The organism is Gluconobacter sp. (assembly GCF_047723935.1).
Taxonomy (GTDB): Bacteria; Pseudomonadota; Alphaproteobacteria; order Acetobacterales; family Acetobacteraceae; genus Gluconobacter.
Window position 1 is genome coordinate 1 of the sequence record NZ_JBDOBO010000022.1, and the last position, 24,873, is coordinate 24,873.

Below are 24,873 nucleotides of genomic sequence, written 5' to 3' on the forward strand. Positions count from 1 at the left end.
TTATTAATCAGGTCTTATATGAAAATCTCTGAGTGATAAGGGCGGTGATGGAATTCCGTCTTAAAAAGTGAAACGGCTAACGCAGCCTGAACCGTTCCTTTCAATGGCTCTTTTGGCGCGATCGTTAGTGAAATTTTTTACGCTTCTGATGATCATTTCCAGACTGCTGAAGCGATATCGATGCGTGAAGGTAAAAGTCCTTCTTTTAAAAAACCGTCAGCAACCTGTTGCTGTTCCTGAATAATATCCGCGCTCATAGGCGCATAACCAAAATCACGTGTCTTGATTGCAGAATATACCGTATCGTACGGCAGTCCTGTTTGTGTTGCGAGAAGATGGGAAACTTCGGGCTTATGGATTTGTGCCCAGACATCCGTTTGAGCGATCTGGTGAAGTGCTTCCCGAAGAAGATCAGGCTGACTTTCTGAAAATCCACGGCGAGCCAGGAAAAACTCTCGATTGGCGACCATATCCTGTGCGGTTGTCAGAATGCGTGGCCCACTGGACAGCGCTCCGGATAGATAGGGGTCCCATATTGCCCATGCATCGATCTGGCCGCTTTCAAAGGCTGAGCGAGCAGAGGGAGGCGTGAGATAGGCGGGTTTGATATCATGAAAAGATAGCCCAGCTTTATGGAGAACCTGAAGAAGAAACCAATGGACGTTGGACGCGCGATTGAGAGCGATCCGCTTGCCCTTTAGGTCCGCGACGGTGCGGATCGAACTGTCTTTGGGGACAAGAATGGCTTCGGCTAGTGGGGCAGGAGGCTCATGTCCGACATAGAAAAGTGCACCGGGGCTTGCGGCGGCTGCAAACACTGGCGGAGCATCGCCGGTCTGTCCCAAATCAAGTGCTCCCGCGACAAGTGCCTGCAGGAGCTGTGGGCCAGCCACGAATTCTGACCACACGACATTCGCGCGGCCAGCCAATGCCTTTTCCAAGGCGCCAGATGCTTTGAGAATAACCAGGGTGCTGTAGCGCTGATAGCCGATGCGGATAACCGGTGTTGCTGCGCGAGCTGGCGAAGCAAGGGTGAGTGCAAGAGTGCCAAAAAGTAGGTGGCGACGCTTGATAATGGCGCGTGTATCAGTCATGGAGCCGCCGTGTTGTATTGTGGTTCAGATGTTCCGAAGAGCTTTTCCCGTAGAGTTCCGGGTTGATATTGTGTCTTGTAACGGCCACGCTTTTGAAGCTCTGGCACGATATAAGTCACGAAGTCCTCGAAGCTTCCTGGGGTGATGGCGTAAGCGAGATTGAGACCGTCAATACCTGTGTCTTCAATCCATTTTTCAATCTGATCTGCGACTTTCTGCGGACCACCAACGAACGTTACGCCCATGCCCCCGATTGCCGCATGTTCTGCGAGTTCCCTTACGGTCCACACCCGTTTGGGATCTACAACGGTCAAGGCATCGATGGCGGAGTGAATGGCGTCATTACGAATATGACGGACAGGATCATCGAGATCGAAGGTCGAAAAATCGATCCCGGTCCATCCTGACATGAGCGTCAGAGCACCTTCGTGACTGACATACTTTCTGTATTCCGCCCATTTTTCTAAAGCGGCCTCATCGTTTTCGGCCGTTACGATGGTTACGAGAGAGAAAATCTTGAGTGATTTCCGTGACCGCCCAGTGCGCTGGAGCTCTGCTTCCAGCCCTGAAACGGCATGTTTCGCCACTTCTTTGGATGGGCCAGCAATAAAGACGCATTCAGCGTAATCTCCGGCAAAAGCCCGCCCTTTACTGGAAGTTCCGGCTTGATAGAGGACGGGTGTTCGCTGAGGTGAGGGTTCACAGAGATGAATTGCATCTACCTCAAAGTATTTTCCTTTATGCTGAAGGCGATGAACCTTTGTGGAATCCGTAAAGATCCCACTTTCTCTGTCCCGACGGACGGCGCCGTCCTCCCAGCTTTTTTCCCACAGACCTCGAAGAACCTGCATATAATCACGCGCGACATCGTAACGCTCATCATGGGATGTCTGTTGTTGCTGACCAACGCCTTTTGCGGCGCTGTTCAGATAACCCGTTACGATGTTCCACCCCATCCGCCCGTTGGTAAGGTGATCCAGGGTGCTGATGCGGCGAGCAAAGGGGTAGGGATGTTCGAAAGAGAGGGTTGCCGTCAGCCCGAAACCCAAATTCTCAGTCACAGCGGCCATGGCGGAAATCAGCATGGCCGGATCATTGACGGGAACCTGAGACGCATTGCGTAATGCCGCTTCCGGGCCGCCTCCATATACATCGTAGATGCCAAGAACATCTGCGATGAAAAGGCCGTCGAACAGTCCACGTTCAAGCGTTTTCGCCAAGTTCGTCCAGTATCCGATGGTGTTGTAATGCCATGACTGATCGTCCGGATGCCGCCATAGGCCGCTTGCCTGATGGGAGACGCAATTCATATCAAATGCGTTTACGGGGATAAAAGACACATGCGCTCCTTAACAACGATCACGGTAGGACGGCGGGGTGTTGCGACGTGAAAATGCGGCTCAGTTCACTCAGCCCTGATTGAAGAGGGCTGAGTGCTGAAGAGAGGTGTCTTGTCGGGCGGCTGGCCTCAGGACGCCCTTCAATGTGTCGTCGCCATCCGGGTCATAATTGAAGACATCCCAACGGATCACCTGATGCAATGTCAGACCGATCAGAGGGGCGCTCAAAATGAACCAGAAAAGGTTCGTTCCGAAATTTGCGTAGAGGCTGGGTAGAGCCCACATGGCCATGGTGGCACCCAGGCCAGAAATGAGCCGGTTCATGCCAATTCCCACGCCCCGGATTTCGGTCGGGTAGGTGAGAGTGGCGTAGATCATCTGTTGGCAGCCGGGTCCGAAGCCTTGACCGAAGAGATACCCAGCGAAGCCACCGAGAACCGCTATGACACCTGCCGTGGAGTGTGGTGTGCCGACAATCGCCAGCGTTCCTATGGAAACAGCCTGAAGAATATATCCAACGATATTGACCTTGCGCGACGACACGTACCGCGCCAGACGAACCCCGATCAAACCGCCCGTAAATGCAAAGACAAGGTTCAGGATAATTGATGTAATCAGAACCTGCTTACGGTCGAGGTGCAGCATTCCTGCGAGCAAACTCGGCGCCCCAAACGCGATTGCCGCGTACGAATAAGCACTGACAATGGAAATGGTACTGACAAGAATTCCACGTTTGAGCAGGGGCTGACGGAAGAGCGGGGCAATCCCATGAGGTTGTGGCCGGATAGGCGGAGCTTCAATCTGAAGAACGGGATCAATGCCATGAGACGCCCGTAAAATCTCCGCTGCTTTCTCCAGATCGCCGTTCCGGGCGATCCAGATAGGGGATTCACTCATGTATCGGTTACGGACGAGGATGATCAGAAGCGCAGGAAGCGCCCCGAATGCCAGTGAAGCGCGCCATAGCCAATCCGGATGGGCGGCAGGAACGACCGCATCAAGGGCAAAAACGAGGAAAAAGCACAGTGAAGAGGCGGCGTACCACGTTGGGCACCATGCTGCAGCTCGGCTTGCTTTGCTTCCTTTTCCGCTGAGCTTTGAAAACTCCGACAGGAACGCCATGGCGACAGGCAGGTCCATTCCGACACCAAAACCCATCGCGAAACGGGCAAGGATCAGGATGGTGGCAGTGGGGGCCATGCCTGCCACGAGGGCGGCGATGACAAAGCAGATCATATCCGCCATGAAAACGGCGTATCGACCAATCCGGTCAGTCAGCCATCCGCCTGCAATGCTCCCGACAATTGTCCCGGCACTCATTGCTGCTGCAACCATGCCTGTGGCAGATGTCGTGAGACCAAAGTGCTTCTGTACGTCACCAATGCCGTAAGACAGCGTTGTCAGGTCATAGGCGTCGAGAAAGACGCCACCGAGAGCAAGGGCAACAATGATGTTTGCGTGACCGCCGCCCTGAGGTCCTGCGTTGACGATGGCAGAAACATCATCAGCATGACGGATTATAGGGCGAGGCATGCCGGATGTGGCATTTTGAGCAGACGTCATGAATGCACCTGTTCAGAGTATGTCGAGATCTGAAGGATATCGGCCAGCCTGGAGGCTACAGACTGGGAATTGGCCGTTACCTCCGGGAAGCCCATCAACTCACCGAAAGTCCCGCGGGAAAGCGGGCCAGCGACAAGGAGGCCCGACACTGGCAGGCCGTCGACAAGTGCGGAGTGATCTTTGTCGGTCCAAAGCCCGAGACCAACAGGATCTCTCTGCACAAAGCCCTCCTGAGCCAGACGGGAAAGGAAACCAGGCTTGGTTAGAATGCCTGCATGGTCAGGGCCGGTGGTATTGATCAGGATGTCTGCAGGAACCGTGCGGCTTCGTCCCCCACGCTCCCGAAGGTGTAGAGTAAGGCCATCAGGGGCGGCTTCTGCGCTCTCAAGCCGAGCAGCAAGCACTGTGAGTAACCCTGTTTCTGATCTCAGGTTTAAAGCGCGTTCGACCTGTGGTGCGATCCGAAAACGATGGACATCCCAGAATGGTCGAAGGTGGCGGACAAGACGACGCTGTTCAACGACCGGCAGAGCCGTCCAGATGGTCTTCCCTTGGCGACGTACAGCATCAAGCGTGTCTTGCCATGGCCTTTCAGAGGCCGAAGCAAGGGTCTCGCGAATGCGCCTGAGCAGACCTAGCGCCGTCTGTTCGGGGTTGGTGGAAAAATCCCCAAATAGACTGGCAGGCCCATGTGAATGCCCTCGGGAGCGCAGACCACGGCGAGAGACCGCAGTGATAGAGCCAAGATGCCCCTGTGCTGCGAGAGTTGCCACAACATCTGCCATCGTGAGCCCGGTACCTATAATGGCAATCCGTGCCCGAGGGTCTATGGTCTTGAAGACATCTTTTGCCCACGGATCAGAGATTACTCGCGGATCGTGCGCGATCCCTTTGAGTGGGGTCGGCAGCGCTGGGGCAGGATGCGAAGTCGCAATGACAACATAGGCAGAAGTATAAATCGCGCCGTGGGCGGTCTGGATCTGCCAGTACTTGCCGGTATGCTGTACAGACACCACAGTGTCCTGAACATGCTGAAGTGTCTCATTGACGAGAAATGGCGTTATTCTCTCAAAAAGATAACGACCAAACTCTGCACGCGTCGGATAAACGTCTCCAGAGGGCAAGAATGCTTCCGGATCACAGGTTTTATGACTGTGCCATTTGAACCAGTCCGCAAAGTCGTCAGGTCTCTCTGTATCGATGCTCATCCGCGAAGCGGGCACATTGATTCGATGCTGCGGGTCCTTGCTGCCATAGGCGACGCCTGCGCCCAACCGGGGGCGAGGCTCGAAGATCACAACGCTACCAGCACCCAGATCTCGGCGTTTGCGAAGAAGATGGTACGCAATCATCGTGCCGGTCGCTCCGCCACCGATAATTGCTACAGGGGCAGAAACTGGCAGACGGTTGAGCTGGACTTCCGCGTTCATGAAGAGGCTTGGGCCGGGCGATAGGAGTTGGCAATCGTCTCGCCAAACGGACCCATATTGTTCTGACCGCCTGCTGCCCGTGTCGGATGGGCAGTCGGAAGGAGCGGAAGGACCAGTTCGCCAAAGCTGTAAGCTTCTTCCAGATGAGGGTATCCGGAAAGGATGAAGCTGTCGCAGCCAGCGCGTCTGTATTCATCAATGCGTTCAGCAATGGTGGCCGGATCACCCACCAGAGCCGTGCCAGCTCCGCCTCTGACCAGCCCGACGCCAGCCCAGAGGTTGGGACTGACTTCCAGCTTGTCCCGTCGTCCGCCATGCAGGGCGCTCATGCGGGACTGCCCTACAGAGTCTAGCCTTGAGAATACAGACTGGGCCTGCGCGATGGTCGCATCATCAAGGCGGGAGATCAGACGGTTTGCCGCGGCCCAGGCCTCTTCAGTTGTCTCACGAGCGATGACATGAAACCTGATCCCGAAACTGACTTCGCGTCCTTCACGAGCTGCGGCCTCGCGAACACGGGAAATTTTTTCCTTAACAAGTTCCGGTGGCTCTCCCCACGTCAGATACTTGTCGATCCGCTTGGCCGCGACCTGAATTCCAGCCTCAGAAGATCCGCCGAAATACAGAGGCGGACCGCCAGCCTGATGTGGCGGATAAAGGATCTGGCCATCCGCAATATGGAAGTGCTTGCCCTCGTGATTGACGGTGTCACCCTTCAGAAGGCGAGAGTAGATCGACAGAAATTCGTCAGTAATTTCGTAGCGGGTGGCATGGTCGAAAAAGAGACCGTCCCCTTCGTTTTCCTTGGGATCTCCGCCCGTTACAACATTAATCAGAAGACGGCCGCCAGATAGCCGATCCAGTGTCGCTGTCATGCGTGCTGCAAAGGTTGGAGATTGTAACCCCGGGCGCACGGCCACAAGAAATTTCAGCCGTTCAGTGGACGTAATAAGGGAGGACGCAACGATCCAGGAATCTTCGCAACTCCGCCCTGTGGGGAGGAGGACGCCGTAATATCCCAAACTGTCCGCAGCCCGTGCGACCTGTTGGAGGTAAGGCAGGTCAACGCTGCGGCCACCTTCCTGCGTTCCCAGATATCGGCTGTCTCCATGAGTTGGAAGGAACCAAAGAACGTTGATTTTCTCGGGGACACCCCCGATGGCGGCATTTGTGCTCATGAGAAACTCGCTGTCTGGGCGTAAACGGGGAGGGTGGCCTGATGGGCGGGATGGCTTGTGGGAAGGCGATCAAAACCGAACAGGCGATGACGGAATGTCTCCGGAGGGGTGTTGCGCTCTGGCAGGCGACCACGCTTGCGGAGTTCCGGAGCAATCAGCTCTCCAAAATCCCTGGCCGTCTCGAACGTGTGGTATTGGCGGAGATTAATCCCGTCGATGCCATCTTTGTCGAGCCAGTCTTCGACGGCATCCGCGATCTGAGACGGGGTGCCGGCGACGAAAAAACGGCCCTGTTCAAAGCTGGCAATCTGATCCAGCGCGCTGCCAACTGTCTGATCAGAGCCAAATCGGCGTCCCATGTTTCCAAATGGACGCCCCGACTGTTCAAGTGCCTCACCAATGGTCAGGGAGCGGTCAAAATTCCGCAAATCAATCTCGGCCTGCGCGTGGACATGAGCGGCCTCAACGCTATAGCGCTCACGGTAGCGGTTCAGCTTCTCCTGAGCCTCGACTTCTGTATTCCCAGCGATGAGCCCGGCCATGACGTAGAATTTCAGGTCGCTGGGGTCTCGACCGTTTAGAGCCGCCTGTTCGCGTGTCTGGGCGATGTTATGGCGAATTTCCTCGCGTGTACGGCCACCAATGAAAACGGCCTCCGCATGGCGGGCTGCAAATTCCAGGCCACGCTTGGACCCGGTCGCCTGAAATAAAACGGGCGTGCGCTGGCGTGTGGGCTGCACAAGATGTGGCCCCTCAACCTGATGATGCCGACCCTTGTGGTTGATGTAATGAACGCGATCCGGGTGTGTGAACACGTCGTTCTCACGATCAATGACCAGAGCGTCTTCGTCCCAGCTCTGCTCCCAGAGCTTGTAGAGAACCTCAAGATATTCCTCAGCCCGCTCATAGCGCTCGTCGTGCTCGATTTCGTCTGCAAGGCCGAAGTTTCTGGCGGCGTTTGGCAGGTAGGAGGTCACAATGTTCCAGCCAACGCGCCCTCCGGTCAGAAGATCCAGCGTGCTCATACGTCGGGCAAAGGCAAACGGTGGCTCATAAGTCGTTGAGAATGTCGCGGCGAACCCCAGCCGCGTGGTGACAGCGGCCATAGCCGGGATCAGGGAGAGTGGATCAAGGTTGGGAATCTGCACGCCGAGCCGAAGGGCAGGGTCAAGTCCGTTAAAACGGTCATAAACCCCGATGACATCGGCAAGAAAAATTGCGTCGAAACCTGCGTCTTCCGCGAGGCGCGCTTGCTCCAGCCAGAATGCCATTTCTCCAAAACGGTGGCGATTGTTGTCAGGCGCCGTCCACATTCCGTGGACGATGTGACTCACGCAGGCCATCTCGAAGAGATTGACTTTTAACTGCTTAGGGGCCGATGCCTTACTCATGCCGGCTCCTTGGTGAGACTTTTCTTCAGGCCTTCACGGTACGGCGTCCAAAGAGGGGTATCGTTCAAGGCCAGATCCCCGAGTTCCCGACGGCGCTGGGCCGCAGGGTTATGTGAGGACAGAACGCGAGCATTGCGCCAATGGCGATCCAGATTTCTGTTCTGACTGGTGGCCGATGCGCCGCCAACTTCGAAAAGTAAATTTGCGGCTTCAAGCGTTTGATCAATAACGATTTGCTGCGCTTTGAAGGCGGCTTCTTCTGCCTCGCTAAACGTCACGCTTTCGGTATCGCCCCTTAGCCATGCGGGCTCAGCCTCCGTCAAAGCGTCCGAAACGCGATCGACCAGAGCAGACGTTGAGAAGGCAAGAGCAGACAGTCGCCCAACGACGCCCTGAACAACGGAATCTTCCCGTTGGATAACTTTGCCTGGAACACCGAAAGTTCGTGTTCTGGGTCGCACAAAGTCAATCGCATCACGCAGTACAGCGGCTGAAATTCCTGCCAATGCTGCCAAATGGAACTGCTGATAGTAAGCGGCGAGATAAGAATGCGCAGGAATATTTCCGGGCTCGGAGCGATCCAGAATTTGGGTTGGAGCAATTAGAACGTTGTCAAAAACAGTTGTCCCACTGCCGGTCAGGCGCTGACCAAAACCGTCCCAGTCGTCAATTCGTGTGACACCTGAGGCCTCTGAAGGGACCAGAACATGCGCGCGCTGTTCTCCCTCTGCGGCCCAGACAATGATCCAGTCAGCATAGAGGGTGCCAGTCGAATAGTACTTTGTACCATTCAGGCGATACTCCTGTCCGTCGGAACTCAGTTGCGTCGACACGCCCGTTTCGTCTGAGCGTTCCGCCATCGCCGCGCCAAAAAGAGCGCCATCACGGATGCGGTCAAACCATTCGGCAGATTTGTGTGAATGGCGGAGCCTGCCTTCAATAAAGGCAAAATGAGCACGGAAAATTTGTGGAAGGTTGGAATCTGCTGTCGCTAGCTCTTTCAGTAGGGTGAAGCTCTGTTTCAAAGAAGCTCCATACCCGCCCAATTTACTTGGAAGACGGACGCGTCCCAGTCCCGCAGTTTTCAGATCCTGCACAATGCTTCTCACAAGCGCGGGGTCGTGCTCGAACTCCCGTGATGCACGCGTTATCGTTTCTATGATCGGCTGAAAGCGTTCTCTGGCAGAGACGAAATTGGCGGAAGAGGACATATAACGACACCTAACGAATATAAGGCGGAATTAACTAGTTTTCGTAGTTCATGATGCGCACCAAACTGAGATAAGTGTAATTTTTAATTCGTCATCTCTCCCATTAATTATTTCAATAGGAACTCAAAGAACGGCTCTTTCCCTAGGTTTCATGGGGGTCAATGGCGTATTTTTAATACAACATTAAAAATACGTTGTTATTAACGTTCATACATTTTGATATGTGAATAAAGGAATCGTCGGTAGGAAATGCGCCTCCGGACGGTCGATTTTTATGTTCCGAGATATCACCCAAATGTTGAGAAACGAGTCATGAAAGCCTTCTACGAGCGGCACACACGCATTCTCCTCCTTGGCATGACCGTCCTTTCAACATGCACCATGATTCCCACGGCTATTGCCCAAGATGCCGAAAGGAACAAACGCTCTGGTCCGCGAGCCCTTCATGTCGGACCGGCGGTCAGTCGTCCCAACACTCCGGCTGCTCCGAAGCGCTTAAAAGGCGACGCAATTTCTCCTCATTCAAAGAGCGAGGATATCAGTGTCACTGGGTCGAATAGCGTCCGCACAGCCGAAAAGCGCATGAGAAAGGTGCCGGGAAATTTCACGGTTATCAGCAGCAAGGAAGTTGAGAAAGGGCGGTCAGCCACGCTTGAGGACACTTTGGCGTTTCAGCCTGGTATTTTCGCGCAAGCAACCAGTGGAAGCACCGGAAACAAGATCTCCATAAGAGGATCGGGCGCAGGGGTATTCTATGGAGGTTACAGCCTCGGAATGAAATACCTGATTGATGGATTGACTGTCAGCGGTGTGGGAGGATTTCAGGAAGATCGCCTCAACAATACCGGATATCAGCGCACAGAAGTCCTTTATGGTGCCAACGCGTTCGACTACGCCGCGACCGCTCTTGGTGGTGGCATCAATTTCGTAACACATACCGGGGTCTCTGCGCCCGGGTTCATGGCCCGTTTCGAAGCTGGCAGCTACGGCACACTGAAAGAACAGGTCAGTCAGGGGGGGACGTTCAGCAACAAGAAAGGCGATTATTACGTCACTGTAGCGCGAACCAACCGACAGGGCTTCCAAAGCTATACGGCGATGCATCGTACCGATGTTGTCGCAAATCTAGGCTACCGCTTCACCGACAAACTGTCTGCACGACTTATTTTTAAATGGGACGAGGGGTTCGGCCATTATGGTGGCCTGCTGACACTGGCCCAACTTCGCAAAAGCCCCAGCATTAATCCAAACGACTGGGGAGGGCGCCCGACCAGAAGCACTATGCTGGGATTTAAAACCAATTACATTTTCGATGATGATTCCAGGTTGGAATACGGCATAACGTGGAACGATTATCCGCTCTTTAACGGGACAAATACGCAGCAGTTTAACCTGTGGCGTTCCACGGACATTAACAATTCTGTCAAATATAACCGGAGTGATCGTCTTCTCGGGCGGAAGATTGAAAGCAATTTTATTCTGAGTGATGTGCATATGGTGTCGGGAGACTCTCGATATTATACGTCGTCCGTCCCATCCACGACTTATAATAGAGAAGACTGGACGCTGCACCAGCGGGTCAAATACGGCGGATCACATGATCTGGTTTTTGCGGCCGGGAATAATTTCAATATTTTCAATCGGCTTTGGCTGACTAGCGGCTTTTCAGTCATCTGGGTTGATCGCAATATTCGCGTTGTTGACCGCTTGATACCGAACTCAGCGCTTCAGAGCCGTGAGCACTATAATAATGTCTTCATTACGCCGCGCGTCGGTTTACGGTATGAAATTAATCCGGACATTGACGTCTTCGCCAACTTCAGTCGCTTGATCGACCCTCCGGTGACGTGGAACTACCATGATGTCAAAGGGGGCAGCCCTTATAATGACACGGGAACTGTAGGGCCATTGAAAGCCCAGCGGGCTAACTCGGCGGAAATTGGTATCCGAGGTCATGTCGGCATATTCGACGGAAATCTAACCCTTTATCGGAGTTGGGTTAAAGACGAGCTGCTGTCCGTCGTCGTTACACGCGCGACAAATACAACAGCCGAGATTACCAGAACGTCTAACGCAAGCCCGACAATTCATCAGGGCATTGAAGCCGGGCTCTCAACGAAACTCTTTAATCTGCATCAATATGGCGCCTTGTCCTTCCGTCAGGCGCTTACGGTCAATGACTTTTATTACCGACATGATTCCCTTCTTGGGCAAAACAAGCTGCCGTCGATCCCGACATGGCAATATCAAGCCGAACTCCAGTATAATAATCCTCTGGGGTTCTATGCGAACTTCGATTTCAGGTCGTCCTCAAGCTATTATGTCGATTACGCCAATACACTGAAGGCACCCAGATATGGGATTTTCGGCCTGAAGCTCGGTTATGAGGCAAAAAGCAAAATCTGGAGCACTTTTCTTGATTTCCGAAATCTCGGAAACAAGCATTACGCTACTGCAGCTTATACTGCCTACAATCTAAACCATACTGATTCCGCAATGTTTTACCCGGGTGACGGATTCAGTGTGTTTGGCGGCGTGACTGTACACCTCAGTGACCTGGGAAGGCACTTCTGATGAGGCATTGGTTCTTTCCCAAGACAGTTCATTGGTCAGATATTCGCTCATCCGTGCTGGTTTTAAGAGCATGACCAGATTTCATAATCGCAGGCCGGCTCTGATACTTATTCCGGTGGTAGCGTGCTTGGCTGTCCTGTTCTATCGGCATGATACCGACAGTAAAACGCGGCATCCGAACACGCATCAGGGATCAGCACCCCACAAAGGCGGTACTCTCGTCTTTGCAACGGAGCGCGAGCCTCTGTGCCTGGATCCCCATGTGTATGGAGATATGCCGCAGGTCTATATCGCCGAGCAGTATCTGGACCGGCTCGTATCGATGGACGAGCAGGGCACCATTCATCCCTGGCTTGCAACGTCATGGGAAATAGCGGACGGCGGCCTAACGTATGTCTTTCATCTCCGGCACGACGTGACCTTTACCGATGGGACAAAGTTCGATGCAGCGGCTGTAAAACGCAATTTGGACCATATGGTGAATCCCGCCACACAGTCAGGTACTGCGGGCGGTTATATCCGCCAATACACTCGGACCGACATTCTCGATCCTTATACGGCAGCGGTTCACCTGTCCTCGCCGTATTCCGCTTTCTTAAATGTTCTGGCTCAAGGCTTTCTGGGTATTGAGTCTCCCGCAGCTTTAGCCCGCCCTCGCGATGTGAACTGCCAGAGCCCCGTAGGGTCTGGCCCGTTCATTATTGCCCACTGGGATCATCAGAGTGAGGTCGTCCTCAGGAGAAACCCAGCTTATGCATGGGCGCCTCCCACAGCGCAGCACCAAGGGCCTGCCTGGCTTGACGGAATTATCTGGCGCTTCGTTGCTGAGCCGTCAGTCCGTTTTGCCATGCTTCAGGCGGGCGAGGTGGGCGTCATTGATAGTGTGCCGCCTGAGGGCGAAACTCCGGCAAAGTCCAACCCGGACGTGTCATTGCTGATGGCCGATCGACCGGGAAATCCTACGAACGGGACCCTGAACACGCTTCGGCCGCCGTTTAATGACATCCGTGTCCGTGAAGCGTTCATTCGATCCGCAGATATTGATGGTGCGTTAGGAAGCATATTTTTCCACCATTATGCGCGCGCTGGAGGCCCGCTGAGCCCCTCCACACCAGATTACAGTCCGGATTTTGAGCATACCAAGGATTATGATCCGAAGCGTGCCAACGAGCTTTTGGAGAAAGCTGGCTGGAAAAACCGGGATTCTGAGGGATATCGCCTCCGTGACGGCAGAAGATTAACTGTGCACATTCCGATCTCCACGGTTCTGGCACCCGCTGATCGTACCCTTTGGGAGCAGGTACAAGCTACTGCGCGTCAAACCGGCTTTGATGTCCGGCTGGAGCCCCTAAGCGAGACTGCCAACATCGCGCGGAGTGATGCCTGGGATTACGATGTGCGGATTGGATATTGGAACACGAATACTCCAGATGTCCTTCGCATCGTATTCGGTTCTGCATTCACCAACCATTTTCAGCACGGTATTCACCAGAACGCTTCCGGCTATAGCAGCCCGATCTTCGACGAGGTGGTGGAACAGGCATTGGCCACGCAGGACCCGCAGCAGCGAAAGGCGCTTTACCAGCGAGCGCAAGAGATCATCGCTAAGGCACATCTTCAAATCACGACGTATTCGCAGACCACGCGTCTGGGGGTGTTCAGCAATGTTCATGGTGGACGCATTGAGCCCTCGTTACGCGTCATCAATTTTCATGATGCCTGGATGACACCATGACGAAACGCTTGGCTTCCCAGCGCCTGATCAGCCGGATTGGCTTGAGTCTCGGCATGCTTTTCGCCTCTGCAACACTAACATTTCTCGCTGTGCGCATGATGCCCGGTGATCCGGCAACGATCATCCTCGGTGGGGCCATGGCCAACCCTACACCCGGTGCTGTCGCGGCGATCACCAGGGAGTACGGCCTCGATCGTCCTCTTATTGTGCAATATGGTTTCTATATATGGCGGCTCCTTCATGGGGACTTAGGGGCTTCCTTCAGTCAGCACCTGCGTGTTGCGGAGGTTTTGCGCCAGCAGATTCTGCCTACGCTGGCACTCGCCTCCCTTTCGCTCTTCCTTGCCTGGGCTCTCGCACTGATTTCAGTATTCTGCACAGTCCGCCGCGGGAGAGTACTCTCGAGCCTTGGAGCCTCTCTCGACATCTCTGCCGCAGCGCTCCCGCCGTTCTGGCTTGGAATTGTGCTGCTCTGGATATTTGCGTTCAGATTGCACCTGCTGCCGCCTGCGGGGAGTTCTTCGCTGGCCTCCCTCATTATGCCAGCACTTTCCCTTGCTATTCCTCTGGGAGGATTTCTGGCTCAGGTCACGCGTGAGTCTTTGGAGATTGCCCTCGATCAACCGTTCATCCTGAGTGCGAGAATGCGAGGCCTAAGCATGGGGCAGGTCTTGCGGCGCCATGCCCTGCGTCACGCGCTTCTTCCCGGTATTGCGCTCTCAGCGTGGGCTCTTGGCGCGCTTCTCGGTGAAACAGCCGTCATTGAAGCCATTTTTTCACGAAAAGGACTTGGACGCACGCTCGTTTATGCCGTTTCCGCGCAGGACATGCCCCTAACAACCGGCATCGTTCTGTTCGTCACAGTTGCATACATACTTGCCAGCTTGATGATCGAACTCATCCATGAACTGGTCGATCCGCGCCTTGCGACATCTCGGGGGCGGAAAGCATCCTTATGATTATAGCCCCGAAAAAGCTTATCGCGTGGAGGCAGCTTCCAATTGCAATCCTTCCCGCATCAGGCTTTCTGGTTTTTCTTCTGGTCTCAGCCATCATTCCAAACGCGATCAGCGCAACTGATCCCTATGCTATTGCTCCACGACACGCTTTCTTATCCCCAGACTGGAACCACCCCTTCGGAACAGACCAGTCTGGCCGCGACATTCTGACACGCGTTATTCATGGCGCACGGCAGTCCCTTCTGGTGGGGGCAGGGGCCGTCGCAATCAGTTTTTCTGGTGGGATCATCCTTGGACTGGCAGGCGGGCTAGGTCCTCAGTGGCTTCAAAAAGGCACTGGCGCCGTTATAGATGTGCTGTTTTCGTTTCCTGCATTGATACTGGCGCTTCTTTTCTCCGCCAGTCTTGGGACGGGGGCAGGGCCACTGGCCTTGGCGATCGGGATCGCCGCTACGCCGGGCTACGGCAAGATGGTCTTCAGTCAGGTGCTGTCGGTAAGGCACTCAGGATATGTGGAAGCTGCCCGTGCCCTTGGCCACACGCCATTTTCCATCATTCGACGACATGTTCTACCCAATGCGCTCCGTCCGCTCGTTGTAACCGCAACCATGGGGGTTGGCCAGACGATTGTCTGGGCGGCAGGACTGTCTTTTCTGGGGCTTGGCGCACCACCCCCCACGCCAGAATGGGGAACCATGATGTCCATGGGGCGCGATTTCATCGCTGATGCCTGGTGGCTGACTCTCTTTCCAGGCCTTTTCATCGTGCTGACTGTGCTGTCCACAACAATCTTAGGGCGCTTCCTACAACGTCGCCTCGAAGGCAGACCCTCATGAGGTACATGCTATGATCGGACAGGAACTGACGGTCGAAAAACTCTCCATATCATTTGAGGGAAAGCAGGTCGTACATGATCTCTCTTTTCAGATAAAACCCGGCACAATTCTGGCCATGGTTGGTGAATCTGGCTCAGGAAAAAGCGTGACCGCGCGCAGTCTTGTTGGGCTGGCGGGTGATCGAGCCCAGATTACAGCACAGAGCTTGCGTCTCGGCGATCTTGATCTCCTGGACTTGGGTGAGGAGGGCTGGAGCGAACTTCGCGGAAAAGAGATAGGTTTTGTGCTTCAGGACGCGTTGACGTCGCTCGACCCGTTGCGAACTATTGGGCAGGAAATAGAAGAAGCTCTGACGGTTCACGGCCAGTTGCGGGGTTGGCGTCATCGCAGGGCGCGGCGGGAGCGAGTTCTGGAACTGCTCAGAAATAGCGCGGTGTCTGACCCTGAAACGCGCTTGCAGGAGCGCGCGAATGAACTGTCTGGAGGGCTGCGTCAAAGGGCTCTCATTGCCTCTGCGATAGCCCTAAACCCCGGGATCATCATTGTAGATGAGCCAACCACGGCGTTGGACGCCAGCACCGTTTCGCATGTTCTGGAACTATTCCGTGACTTACGGGATGCAGGGCACGGGATTTTACTGATCAGCCATGACATTGAAGCCGTGTCTCAGGTTGCAGACACAATTATCGTGGTCAAAGAAGGCCGACTAATAGAGCAGGGAGAGGCGGCCCAAATTCTAAAGAGCCCCACTCAGGAGTATACGCGTTTGCTACTGAGTTCGATCCCAGGGCAACAGCACAAACCGCAGCGTCCCTCAGTTCAGCAAACGGAAGATGACCCCCCTCTGCTCGTCGTGAAAGACATCCTCAAGCATTACCCTAAGTCACAAGGGTCATCGCGGACCGCGGTAGATCATGTCAGCTTTACCCTTCGGAGAGGGGAAACGCTCGGTATTTTAGGTGAATCTGGTTCTGGGAAGACTACAACTGCAAGAATTGTAACCGGGTTTCTGGCGCCTGATGCAGGTAATGTATGGTTTGATGGAAAAATTTGGAACGGGATATGTGCTGATACTCACCGGAGCGTAGATGAACGAGAGCATCGGCCGCATCGGCATGAAATGGGGATTGTCTATCAAGATCCCCTGAGTTCTTTTGATCCACGTTGGACTGTTCAGCGCATTCTTGCCGATGCGCTTGAAGCCAACAACATCCCACAGACGGAGTTTCCGGAACGGATTACGGCACTTCTGGCGCTGGTACGCCTAACACCGGACGTTTCTCGCCGTCACCCTCTCCAGCTTTCGGGGGGGCAACGCCAACGTATTGCCATCGCGCGGGCTATCGCGGGCAAACCTAAATTGATTGTTTGTGACGAGCCTGTTTCAGCTTTGGATGTTTCTGTGCAAGCACAAGTATTGGAATTGTTAAAGGAGCTCCAGGAGCGTTTGAAAATCGCTTATTTATTTATCTCTCATGATCTGGGAGTTATAAAAGAGATGAGCGACAATGTTGTTGTAATGCAGGATGGTAAAATTGTAGAACACGGGGAGATAAATCATATCTTCAAAAATCCCAGTCATGAATTTACAAAAAGCCTTCTCAGATCCAGGATGATTTAGACCTCGTTGATAAAATAGCTTTTCACGTTGCAGCGGATGTGGCTCAAAGCTGTTCTTTATGGAGAGCAGTGAATGCTTGACCATCTGACGGTTCAGGAACTTCTTCGATCTCGCCGCCGCAAAGTTCTGGATCAAATCTTTTTGTCAACGTGCCCGGGAAAGTTTCGATATTAACACGGGACTCAATGTCTAGAGAACAGCATGGATCTTCAGGCCAAGCGCATCAACCTCTGGCTTGTTTTTCTGAAGATTGGTTCTCCAGATATGCTGATAGTCCGGCTGGATCGAAAGGCCACGGAAAACGTGAATATTGTAAGTTGCTTCAAACGTCGTGAGGTGACTCTGCGGATAATCTGCATTTCCGGGCAGAGATAAACCTTGTCGATACCGGATCCATTGTGATGCTACCAGTTGCGAACTCGCAAATGTTTCTGACCATTCCACACCCATTGTATCCTGCGGACGGCTAGGGATGAGGCCTCTGTCTACAAACCCGGCATAAACCTGATACGTATAGGGGCTGTTGTTGCCCTGACTTTTCGTAAAGCCGGCAATTGCATAAAGGCCGTGCAGTGGACCATTCCCATTACGGATCAGCATCTGGTCTGCCTGAAGCCATATCTGTGTTTTTCCGTTGGTCCAGCGATAGGGCATGCCCGTTCTGGCTGCTGGCTGTAATGCCGTATCGTAATAGACATCCCTGTAATTCGAAGAATCATACGCAACGCCGAACTTGTAATGGCCCACCAGATTGCTCTTTCCAAAAGACGGTATGAGGCCAATTTCAACGGGAATATAGATGCCGGTATAAAGCTCTGTATCCATCCTGAAACCGGTACGGTCGTATCTGTTGGTATTCAGATATGGATTGACACCATACAGGCCAGCCTGGGTGTAAACCCCATGTAATGGCCAGTAACGCACTCTCGTTCCCCATGTTGATCCTGGATATGTCGCATACCCTGCCGCTCCACGGGTAAGGGACTTTGGAATGCCGCAGTTCGATTTGTTCATGAACGTGCAGAACAAGGGCGAATTGGCAAAATCGATATTGACCGGCATCTTGCCCAAAGCAATCTGAACCCGGTTCTTGTAAAGGTCCTGCGTTCCATAAACGTATACCAGATGGACGCCGACATTGCCGCCACCACCGTAAATTTCCTGAAAGCCATTAAGGGATCTTTCCCCCATATCAGATGCTAAATTATGTCCCGCGCGGTTGACGAAAACGGCATGGGTTTTGAAGCCTTTCCACCCAATGAGCCTTTCCCAGTCCAGATCCAGTTCCACCCCGATCTGATGGGCATATCCGGCATCACCCCCATGACCGGCATTCAGCGCGATGGCACTTTCGCTCGTGTAATCCACGACGATCCCAACCCCCATTTTATTGAGGCGTTTAACCAGCCTTCCCCATGGAAGGACCATGTTTTCCACGGGGGGTGTAAAAGGCGTATTGGCGTAGGACGTTGGAGTGTCCAGCGCGAAGAGAGGGGCCGTTTCGGAGATCGGACCACGATACTGAGCATGGGCTGGATGGGCGCACAGCCATCCCGCCGAGAGAACACCAAGGGCAATAAGCCTCCGGCGAAAAAACAGGGAATACATCATGGTATTACCTCGGAGCGAAGCATTGTTCTGAGCGGAACAGCGCCTGTCCTTGACCCAATCAGATTGACTGCACAGGCGTCAGGAGAGGCACACCCGCAAAATGAGCACCCAGATTGGCGACAACCAACTGGCCCATCTGAAGGCGTGTTTCCACGGTAGCACTGGCGCGGTGTGGCTGTAGAACGACGTTTTTCATCTTGAGAAGGGCTTCTGGAACCCTCGGCTCGCTTTCGAACACGTCCAGAGCAGCCTTCCCGAGTTTTCCTTGCTGAAGTAGCTCTACCAAGGCCTGCTCATCCACAACGCTGCCTCGGGAAACATTCACGAGCAGACCGCACGGACCGAGGGCTTCCATGACATCACGACTAATGAGATGCCGGGACTGTGCACCGCCAGAAGCTGCGACGACCAGAATATCGCTCTGTTCAGCGAGCGCTTGCAGGTCAGGAACAAACGGTGCGTCTGGCAACGCCAGGTCACGGCGGGAATAATAGGAAACGGGCATATCAAAACCACGCGCACGCTTGGCAATAGCCTGTCCGACCTGTCCCATGCCGACAATTCCAAGTTTCCGTCCAGTGACCTTATGAGCGAGCGGAAGCTGACCAACGCCCCATTGGTGGTTCCGTACGAACTGATCTCCTAAGACTAGATCGCGCATTGCCGACAGCATGAGCGCCATGGCGAGATCCGCCACATCATCCGTAAGGACGTTCAGGGTTGTAGTCACGCCAATGCCGCGTCGTGCCGCTTCTTTCAGGTCAACGGCATCCGTTCCCACCCCATTGATGGCAATGACTTCAAGGTTCGACAGAGTTCTCATCAGCGCTGCTGGCACACCGGTGCCGCCGCCTGTAGCAATCCCCCGAATGCGCGAGGCAACATTAGAGGGAATGACTGATCCGTCATAACGATGAACGGTATAAGCCGCATCGAGAAGAGCCTCGATTTCAGGCATCATGGGTTCAACAAGAAGTAGTTCCGGCTTCATGACCGCAAACCTTTCATCAGTTCTTTTCAAGGGAGCGTGACGGAAACTGCCGTTAATGGGCCGATCTGAACTTCTGCGACCGTGCCTGCAGGAACGAATTCAGTTCCAGTCATGGACCCCGTCGTTACGACAGTCCCCGCCTGTATGGGCAAACCTCTCTTGGCAGCATGATTGGCGAGCCAGACGAGAAGGCGCATTGGATCACCAGCAGAATTTCCACCTGTATGATCAATGACCGTTTTACCGTTCAAAATGAGACGGACTGGTTCATCAACGGGTACAAGACGTTGCCAGTCATCCAGAGGAGTTCCGTAAATCAGAGCTCCATGGTTTCCCTGATCCGCAAGATGGGTCAGGCCAGATTGTGATCCGGGTTTGCAGAAGCGGGTATCGAAAATCTCAATCGCTGCGTGTGCGCTGACAATGGCTTTACGAACATCCTCTTCTGTCCACGGCGTGGAGCGCAGCGGCAGAGACACTCCGAAAACATAAACGATTTCAGCTTCAACACCATAGAGACGGCATAAACCCACGGGGAGTTTGGTATTTCCCGAGAAAATCGTGTTCTGGTGCAAAGGGGCGCAGAATGGCTCGCTGTCTGGCGTAGGGGCGCCAACTTTCCACCCTTGGATCGATCCAAAAGATGAAGTCAAAGTACGTGCCACCCGATCCTGTACAGCATATGCGTCTTCTGCATCTTGAGGGGCAGAAGACGCCGGGATCTGTTGCAGGCAATGGCCATTTTTGCGCGCACCCAGAAGCAGGTCTGCATACTGTGCCAATGCATCCGATAAGGGAGAGAAGACATCAGATTTCATGTTAACCTCAGACATAAATGGAGCATGATGCGTCCGGAAGGTTCGGTTGCATTTCAGGTGGAAATCAAAAAGGAAGGATTAGGAATAGTGCTGGATCAGGGAAGGATTTTTTAGAACACGTCGTCCTGAGACATCAGGTCTCTTCCTCTAGTTTCAGGAATGAAGAACGTTGCCAGCACGGCCAATCCCGCCAGAAAGATCACATAGGTTGCGAGTGGTATCCATGCGAACTTCCCGCTTGCGACACCCCCGATATTGAAACGCGCGAACATCGTGATCAGGAACTGCCCGACCATGGGGGAAACACCTCCTGCAATTACGGATGAAAATTCACGCGTAAACGAAACGGCCGTGTAACGGTGCCGCACCCCGAACATCTCAGGCAGGAAGGCGCCTTGTGTACCGAACATCCCCCAGGTTGCGACGCCCAGAGCCAGGGACAGTGCAATCATCGAAAGAACCGGGTTTCCTTGGCTGAAGACATACCAGACAGGAATAGCGGTGACAGCCTGCAAGATGGCAAATGCACGATATACTCGGACACGTCCGTAGCGATCACTTAGCCATCCAGCTCCCGGAATGGTAACGGCACCCACGAATGCAGCGCCGATCAGGGCGAGGGTGCCCCATTTGCTACTCATCCCGACCGTATGCACCAGGTAGCTAATCGACAGCACCTGATAGATGGATGAGCCGCCATTTTCGGCCATGCGTAGGCCAAGACCGGCCGTGATGGGGCGCCACGATGTCGTCAGGACCTGCCGGATTGGCATGACCTCTTCATGCTCTTCCTCTTCTTTCAGCTTTGCGAAAGCTGGGGATTCCTTCAGTTTCAGCCGCATATAGAGAGCAATGACGAGAAGAAATGCACTTCCGAGAAATGGCGCGCGCCAGATCCAGGTCTCTGCAATATTTGGTACACCTGTAAGCATACCAAAATAGATCAAGCCAGCCGCGACCGTTCCCATCTGAATCCCGAGAAAGGGAAGGGCAGCAAAGTATCCACGGCGCTCTCTCGGGGCAGATTCCGTCATCATGACGGCCGCACCGGCCTGTTCAGCACCCGCGCCAAATCCTTGTAAAATGCGCATTAAGACAAGCAAAATAGGGGCTGCGATGCCAATTGTGGCATAAGACGGAATGAGGCCGATGGCAGCACTTGCCAACCCCATGAGGGTTACGGTCAGGAGCAGGACTTTTTTGCGTCCGTGACGGTCCCCCAGTCGACCGAAAAATACGCCGCCAATCGGTCGGACTGCAAACCCAATGAAATAGGTTGCGAAACTTGCAACCAGCCCCATGCCAGGAATGGTGCTTGGGAAGAAAAGGGGTCCGAACACCAGAGCAGAGGCCAGACTGTAGAGCGCGAAATCGTAATATTCCATGGCGCTTCCGACAGAGCATGTCCAGGCAGCACGGCGTAGTTCTTCGGGCGCCATTTCAGGACGCTGTGACAAGGCTTCAGTCATAGCCAGGGGCCGCTCCTGATCAAGGGGAAGAGACGTCGTCATCGTGGTTGCGCTCATGATGGGATGACCTTTATTTCCCGTCCTGTCCGGGCGGATTCTTTGAGGGCCAGTGCAATCCTGAGAGATGCCACCCCATCCTCACCTGTTGCGGCAGGTGTTCCTTTGCCATCTATAGCGGCAAGAAAACGAGCGACACTGTAGCGGTAAAGATTATGGTGGGTGAGGGAGATTGGATGTTCACCCTCTGCGTTCCGCAGAGAAAGACTTCCTACTGGTTTCTGGGACATGCAATCCCGTGCGATAAGAGCTCCCTCGTCCCCATAAAGCTCTACGCCCCCCGGAGCATAGGGAACAGCGTAAGACCCGTGGATCTGCACGAGGACATCTCCGGGGAAGCGCATGACGGCCATAAGGCCATCTTCAATGCCAGAGACACTTTTCCGTCCACTCTGCGTCATGGCGAACACCGACAGAGGGTCGGCCCCTAGCAAGAAGCGTAGCGTGTCAATGTCATGAATGGTACTATCAAGGATCAGCCCACCCCCGGCAGCATTCAAGCGCCATCCATCCATCGCCTTGGCAAGATAATTGGCATGGAAAACGCGAGCGGCGTTTAATTTCCCGATTGTTCCAGTATGCAATTGCTCTCGGAGGGCGATATGTACGGCGGAACAGCGCAAATGATGGTTGGTACCAAGAACGACACCCATCTCATGGCAGACCCGGACAATGTCTTGAGCATCGTTCAGCGATAAAGCCAGTGGCTTTTCGCAGAGAACGTGCTTGCCAGCACGCGCGGCAGCAAGGGCCTGATCTTTATGGAACTCGTTCCGGGAACTAATATAGACTGCATGAATTTCCGGATCTTGCAGAATGTCCTCAAGCACCGTTGTGTTGCAGGGAATACCATTGGCCTGCGCGTAGGTTTTTCCTCTGTCCGCATTCTGACTGAAAACAGTGCAGATTATACTTTCCTTCTGCGAGCGAATGGCATCAATCATCCACTCCTGTGCTACATTACTGGCCCCAATCAGAGCCCATTTCATGGGTGTTGTCATAAGCCCTCCTTGAATTTCATCTATGGCAACGAAACAGAACTTTTAATTAGATCGATCTAAAAGACCGTAGTTCACACAAGGAACGCTAATTTTGAGAGAAAGTCACATAAATAACGTTAGTCAAACGTCACTCTTGTGTGATTATACGATTTTGTATCACGTTTTTTGTGATCGTATCGTCGTTTAGGTGGGGAAAGACATCACCTTAGGTGAGCATTTTCGCCACAACTGTCACGGATGATTAGCTGGGGAGAGAGAATAATATGTTCCCTTGAACGCTCGGGGTTTTCAAGTCGAGCCTGAAGAAGATTCGCAGCGGCTCGACCGATATCGCGAGGACCGGTGGCGATGGTCGTTAAAGCGGGATAAGACGCCGATGCTTGAGGCAAATCATCCATCCCGATAACTGCAAACTCTTTACCCACGGCAATACCATGCGCCTGAAGACGGTTCATGACATTTAAGGCCATGATATCATTATAACAGATCGCTGAATCAGGAGGATCGGAGGACTTTAGCAGCGTATCAAACACCGCTTCGTCATAGGTATTTTCTGCTCCACCCGGAACAATCAGTGTTTGGGGGAGGCGATGCAATGCCATCGCTCGCATGAAACCTTCACAACGAGCCTGGGCGGCAGAATGAACGTTCATATTGCCAACGAACATGATTCGTCTGCGCCCAGTCCGAACGAGATGCGTTACTGCTTTCTCAATACCGACAGCGTAATCGGCCGCCACATAGTCACTCTCATCTGAAGAAACTTGCCGGAGAGCCTGCACGAAAGGCAGCTTTAACCGCTCAAGATCGTCAAGAAGCGTCTGGCAACTTCCCACAGCAGGGCAGATGATGACCCCATCAACGTTGTGCTCTCGCAGCCGTTGTAACTGGCGAGCTTGGCGATCAGCTGATTCATTGCTATTGGCGATGAAGCAGACAACGTCATTGGTATCATTGATCTCATCAACTCCCGCTGTCAGCTCACTGAAAAAGGGGTTCGCAATATTGGGAAGGACGAGACCAATTGTGTGAGTCCGGTTCTGTCTGAGGTTTGCTGCACCCCGATTGTAAATATATCCAAGACGTTTCATGACCTCCTGAACACGCTCGCGCGTTTCGGTCGCAACCAGAGGACTTTGGCGCAGGACCAACGAGGCTGTCGCTCTGGACACGCCAGCTTCACGCGCAACGGCAAGAAGGCTGACAGGTTGTAAAGAACCAGGTTTTTTCATGAAACCGTAATGACGTTTTGATCAAAGGAATTCTGAGAAGGAAGAGTCCAACGCAGATACAGGTAACGTCTGATCATAGCTACTCCCCGGCTCCAAAAATACTCCTGTAACTTGTGTGAGGCGTAACCACGATCGCAGACGACATAGATCGGTGGGTATGGCAGATTCTCGAGTAGGGCGTAGGCACACGGTAATTCGTGCGCCTGTCCGGGCGAAAGCGTAAAGGACAATGCCCTGCCATGTCTGTCTGCGGCTACGCAGACCTTTGTGCCATCGAGAAAAACCGTGCCGAGGGCCTGGCCCCTGTTTTGACCTTTTCAAAGAGGCGCTACCATACACCGAGTTTCGAGCATCGAATGAACAGTTATGCCACGATCCACTAGGGACCAAACTCAGGCGGAAGGGCGCGCCATTTCGCGCCGTTCTAATGGCGCCAGAAAATCGCGGATATCGTCCGTCGAAGGTTCTTCGGTGGAATTTTGTCCTTCGGACGGACTTCCTCGATCAAAGTTTCCCAGACGGACCATGGGATATCAGAAAAGACAGACTGCATCATGCTCATAATAAACAGCTATGCAGCCCTGGTTGTCATTCAAGGCCTAACAGGCCCTAGTTTCGGAATTGGTCAGAATCAATATTTAATGATGATCATGGTGCGATATTATGAAAATTGACGACAATAGAAACTCTCTTTTTTGAATGATTGAGAAAAATAAGTATTCAGAAATTTTTAGGATAGCTAATTTTTGTTAGGCTAAGGGT

General features: G+C 53.4%; 18 protein-coding genes and 1 pseudogene. 5 read left to right on the plus strand and 14 right to left on the minus strand.

Annotated features, from left to right (window positions below):
• Positions 1 to 152 precede the first annotated feature (152 nt).
• The 7 genes from ABF979_RS09260 to ABF979_RS09290 all read right to left on the minus strand — a co-directional run bounded on the left by ABF979_RS09260 (position 153) and on the right by ABF979_RS09290 (position 9,207).
• A complete protein-coding gene (locus tag ABF979_RS09260; protein WP_415559337.1) occupies positions 153 to 1,094 on the minus strand; it encodes an aliphatic sulfonate ABC transporter substrate-binding protein in 942 nt (313 codons plus the stop codon).
• Positions 1,091 to 2,404, minus strand: a complete 1,314-nt coding sequence (locus ABF979_RS09265; protein WP_415559376.1) for an LLM class flavin-dependent oxidoreductase — start codon at positions 2,402 to 2,404, stop codon at positions 1,091 to 1,093. The genes ABF979_RS09260 and ABF979_RS09265 overlap by 4 nt, the downstream gene beginning before the upstream one ends.
• Positions 2,405 to 2,503: 99 nt before the next feature.
• Positions 2,504 to 3,997, minus strand: a complete 1,494-nt coding sequence (locus ABF979_RS09270) for an MFS transporter (protein ID WP_415559339.1) — start codon at positions 3,995 to 3,997, stop codon at positions 2,504 to 2,506.
• The gene (locus ABF979_RS09275) at positions 3,994 to 5,427 is read right to left on the minus strand and encodes an FAD/NAD(P)-binding protein (RefSeq protein ID WP_415559341.1); all 1,434 of its coding nucleotides are present in this window, start codon (positions 5,425 to 5,427) and stop codon (positions 3,994 to 3,996) included. The genes ABF979_RS09270 and ABF979_RS09275 overlap by 4 nt, the downstream gene beginning before the upstream one ends.
• The gene (gene ssuD, locus ABF979_RS09280) at positions 5,424 to 6,605 is read right to left on the minus strand and encodes an FMNH2-dependent alkanesulfonate monooxygenase (RefSeq protein ID WP_099212958.1); all 1,182 of its coding nucleotides are present in this window, start codon (positions 6,603 to 6,605) and stop codon (positions 5,424 to 5,426) included. Before ssuD ends, ABF979_RS09275 begins: the two co-directional genes overlap by 4 nt.
• Entirely contained in the window at positions 6,602 to 7,996 is a 1,395-nt protein-coding gene (locus ABF979_RS09285) for an NtaA/DmoA family FMN-dependent monooxygenase (RefSeq protein ID WP_415559343.1), read from the minus strand. The genes ssuD and ABF979_RS09285 overlap by 4 nt, the downstream gene beginning before the upstream one ends.
• Complete coding sequence (locus ABF979_RS09290) at positions 7,993 to 9,207, minus strand: acyl-CoA dehydrogenase family protein (protein ID WP_415559345.1); 1,215 nt, start codon at positions 9,205 to 9,207, stop codon at positions 7,993 to 7,995. The genes ABF979_RS09285 and ABF979_RS09290 overlap by 4 nt, the downstream gene beginning before the upstream one ends.
• 312 nt (positions 9,208 to 9,519) lie before the next feature.
• On the opposite strand from ABF979_RS09290, the gene ABF979_RS09295 reads away from it, so the two are divergent.
• The 5 genes from ABF979_RS09295 to ABF979_RS09315 all read left to right on the plus strand — a co-directional run bounded on the left by ABF979_RS09295 (position 9,520) and on the right by ABF979_RS09315 (position 16,932).
• Positions 9,520 to 11,781, plus strand: a complete 2,262-nt coding sequence (locus ABF979_RS09295) for a TonB-dependent receptor family protein (protein WP_415559347.1) — start codon at positions 9,520 to 9,522, stop codon at positions 11,779 to 11,781.
• 70 nt (positions 11,782 to 11,851) lie between these two features.
• Complete coding sequence (locus tag ABF979_RS09300; RefSeq protein WP_415559349.1) at positions 11,852 to 13,516, plus strand: ABC transporter substrate-binding protein; 1,665 nt, start codon at positions 11,852 to 11,854, stop codon at positions 13,514 to 13,516.
• Positions 13,513 to 14,475, plus strand: coding sequence for an ABC transporter permease (locus ABF979_RS09305; protein ID WP_415559351.1), 963 nt, complete (start codon positions 13,513 to 13,515; stop codon positions 14,473 to 14,475). Before ABF979_RS09300 ends, ABF979_RS09305 begins: the two co-directional genes overlap by 4 nt.
• Entirely contained in the window at positions 14,472 to 15,311 is an 840-nt protein-coding gene (locus ABF979_RS09310; protein ID WP_415559353.1) for an ABC transporter permease, read from the plus strand. The genes ABF979_RS09305 and ABF979_RS09310 overlap by 4 nt, the downstream gene beginning before the upstream one ends.
• A gap of 10 nt (positions 15,312 to 15,321) precedes the next feature.
• The gene (locus tag ABF979_RS09315; RefSeq protein ID WP_415559355.1) at positions 15,322 to 16,932 is read left to right on the plus strand and encodes an ATP-binding cassette domain-containing protein; all 1,611 of its coding nucleotides are present in this window, start codon (positions 15,322 to 15,324) and stop codon (positions 16,930 to 16,932) included.
• A gap of 189 nt (positions 16,933 to 17,121) precedes the next feature.
• Here the strand turns inward: ABF979_RS09315 and ABF979_RS09320 are convergent, their stop codons facing one another.
• The 7 genes and pseudogenes from ABF979_RS09320 to ABF979_RS09350 all read right to left on the minus strand — a co-directional run.
• The gene (locus ABF979_RS09320; RefSeq protein WP_415559357.1) at positions 17,122 to 18,543 is read right to left on the minus strand and encodes a carbohydrate porin; all 1,422 of its coding nucleotides are present in this window, start codon (positions 18,541 to 18,543) and stop codon (positions 17,122 to 17,124) included.
• 58 nt (positions 18,544 to 18,601) lie between these two features.
• A complete protein-coding gene (locus ABF979_RS09325) occupies positions 18,602 to 19,534 on the minus strand; it encodes a 2-hydroxyacid dehydrogenase (RefSeq protein ID WP_415559359.1) in 933 nt (310 codons plus the stop codon).
• Positions 19,535 to 19,560: 26 nt separating this feature from the next.
• On the minus strand, positions 19,561 to 20,352 hold the full coding sequence (locus tag ABF979_RS09330) for a 2-keto-4-pentenoate hydratase (protein WP_415559361.1): 792 nt from the start codon (positions 20,350 to 20,352) through the stop codon (positions 19,561 to 19,563).
• 110 nt (positions 20,353 to 20,462) lie between these two features.
• On the minus strand, positions 20,463 to 21,878 hold the full coding sequence (locus ABF979_RS09335) for an MFS transporter (protein ID WP_202208156.1): 1,416 nt from the start codon (positions 21,876 to 21,878) through the stop codon (positions 20,463 to 20,465).
• Positions 21,875 to 22,879, minus strand: coding sequence for a Gfo/Idh/MocA family protein (locus ABF979_RS09340; RefSeq protein WP_415559363.1), 1,005 nt, complete (start codon positions 22,877 to 22,879; stop codon positions 21,875 to 21,877). Before ABF979_RS09340 ends, ABF979_RS09335 begins: the two co-directional genes overlap by 4 nt.
• 200 nt (positions 22,880 to 23,079) lie before the next feature.
• Positions 23,080 to 24,111 carry a LacI family DNA-binding transcriptional regulator gene (locus ABF979_RS09345; RefSeq protein WP_415559365.1) on the minus strand — a complete coding sequence of 344 codons (1,032 nt, stop codon included), beginning with the start codon at positions 24,109 to 24,111 and terminating at the stop codon, positions 23,080 to 23,082.
• Positions 24,108 to 24,380: pseudogene (locus ABF979_RS09350) on the minus strand (transposase); the annotation flags it as partial. The pseudogene ABF979_RS09350 and the gene ABF979_RS09345, both read right to left, overlap by 4 nt.
• Between the last annotated feature and the right edge of the window lie 493 nt (positions 24,381 to 24,873).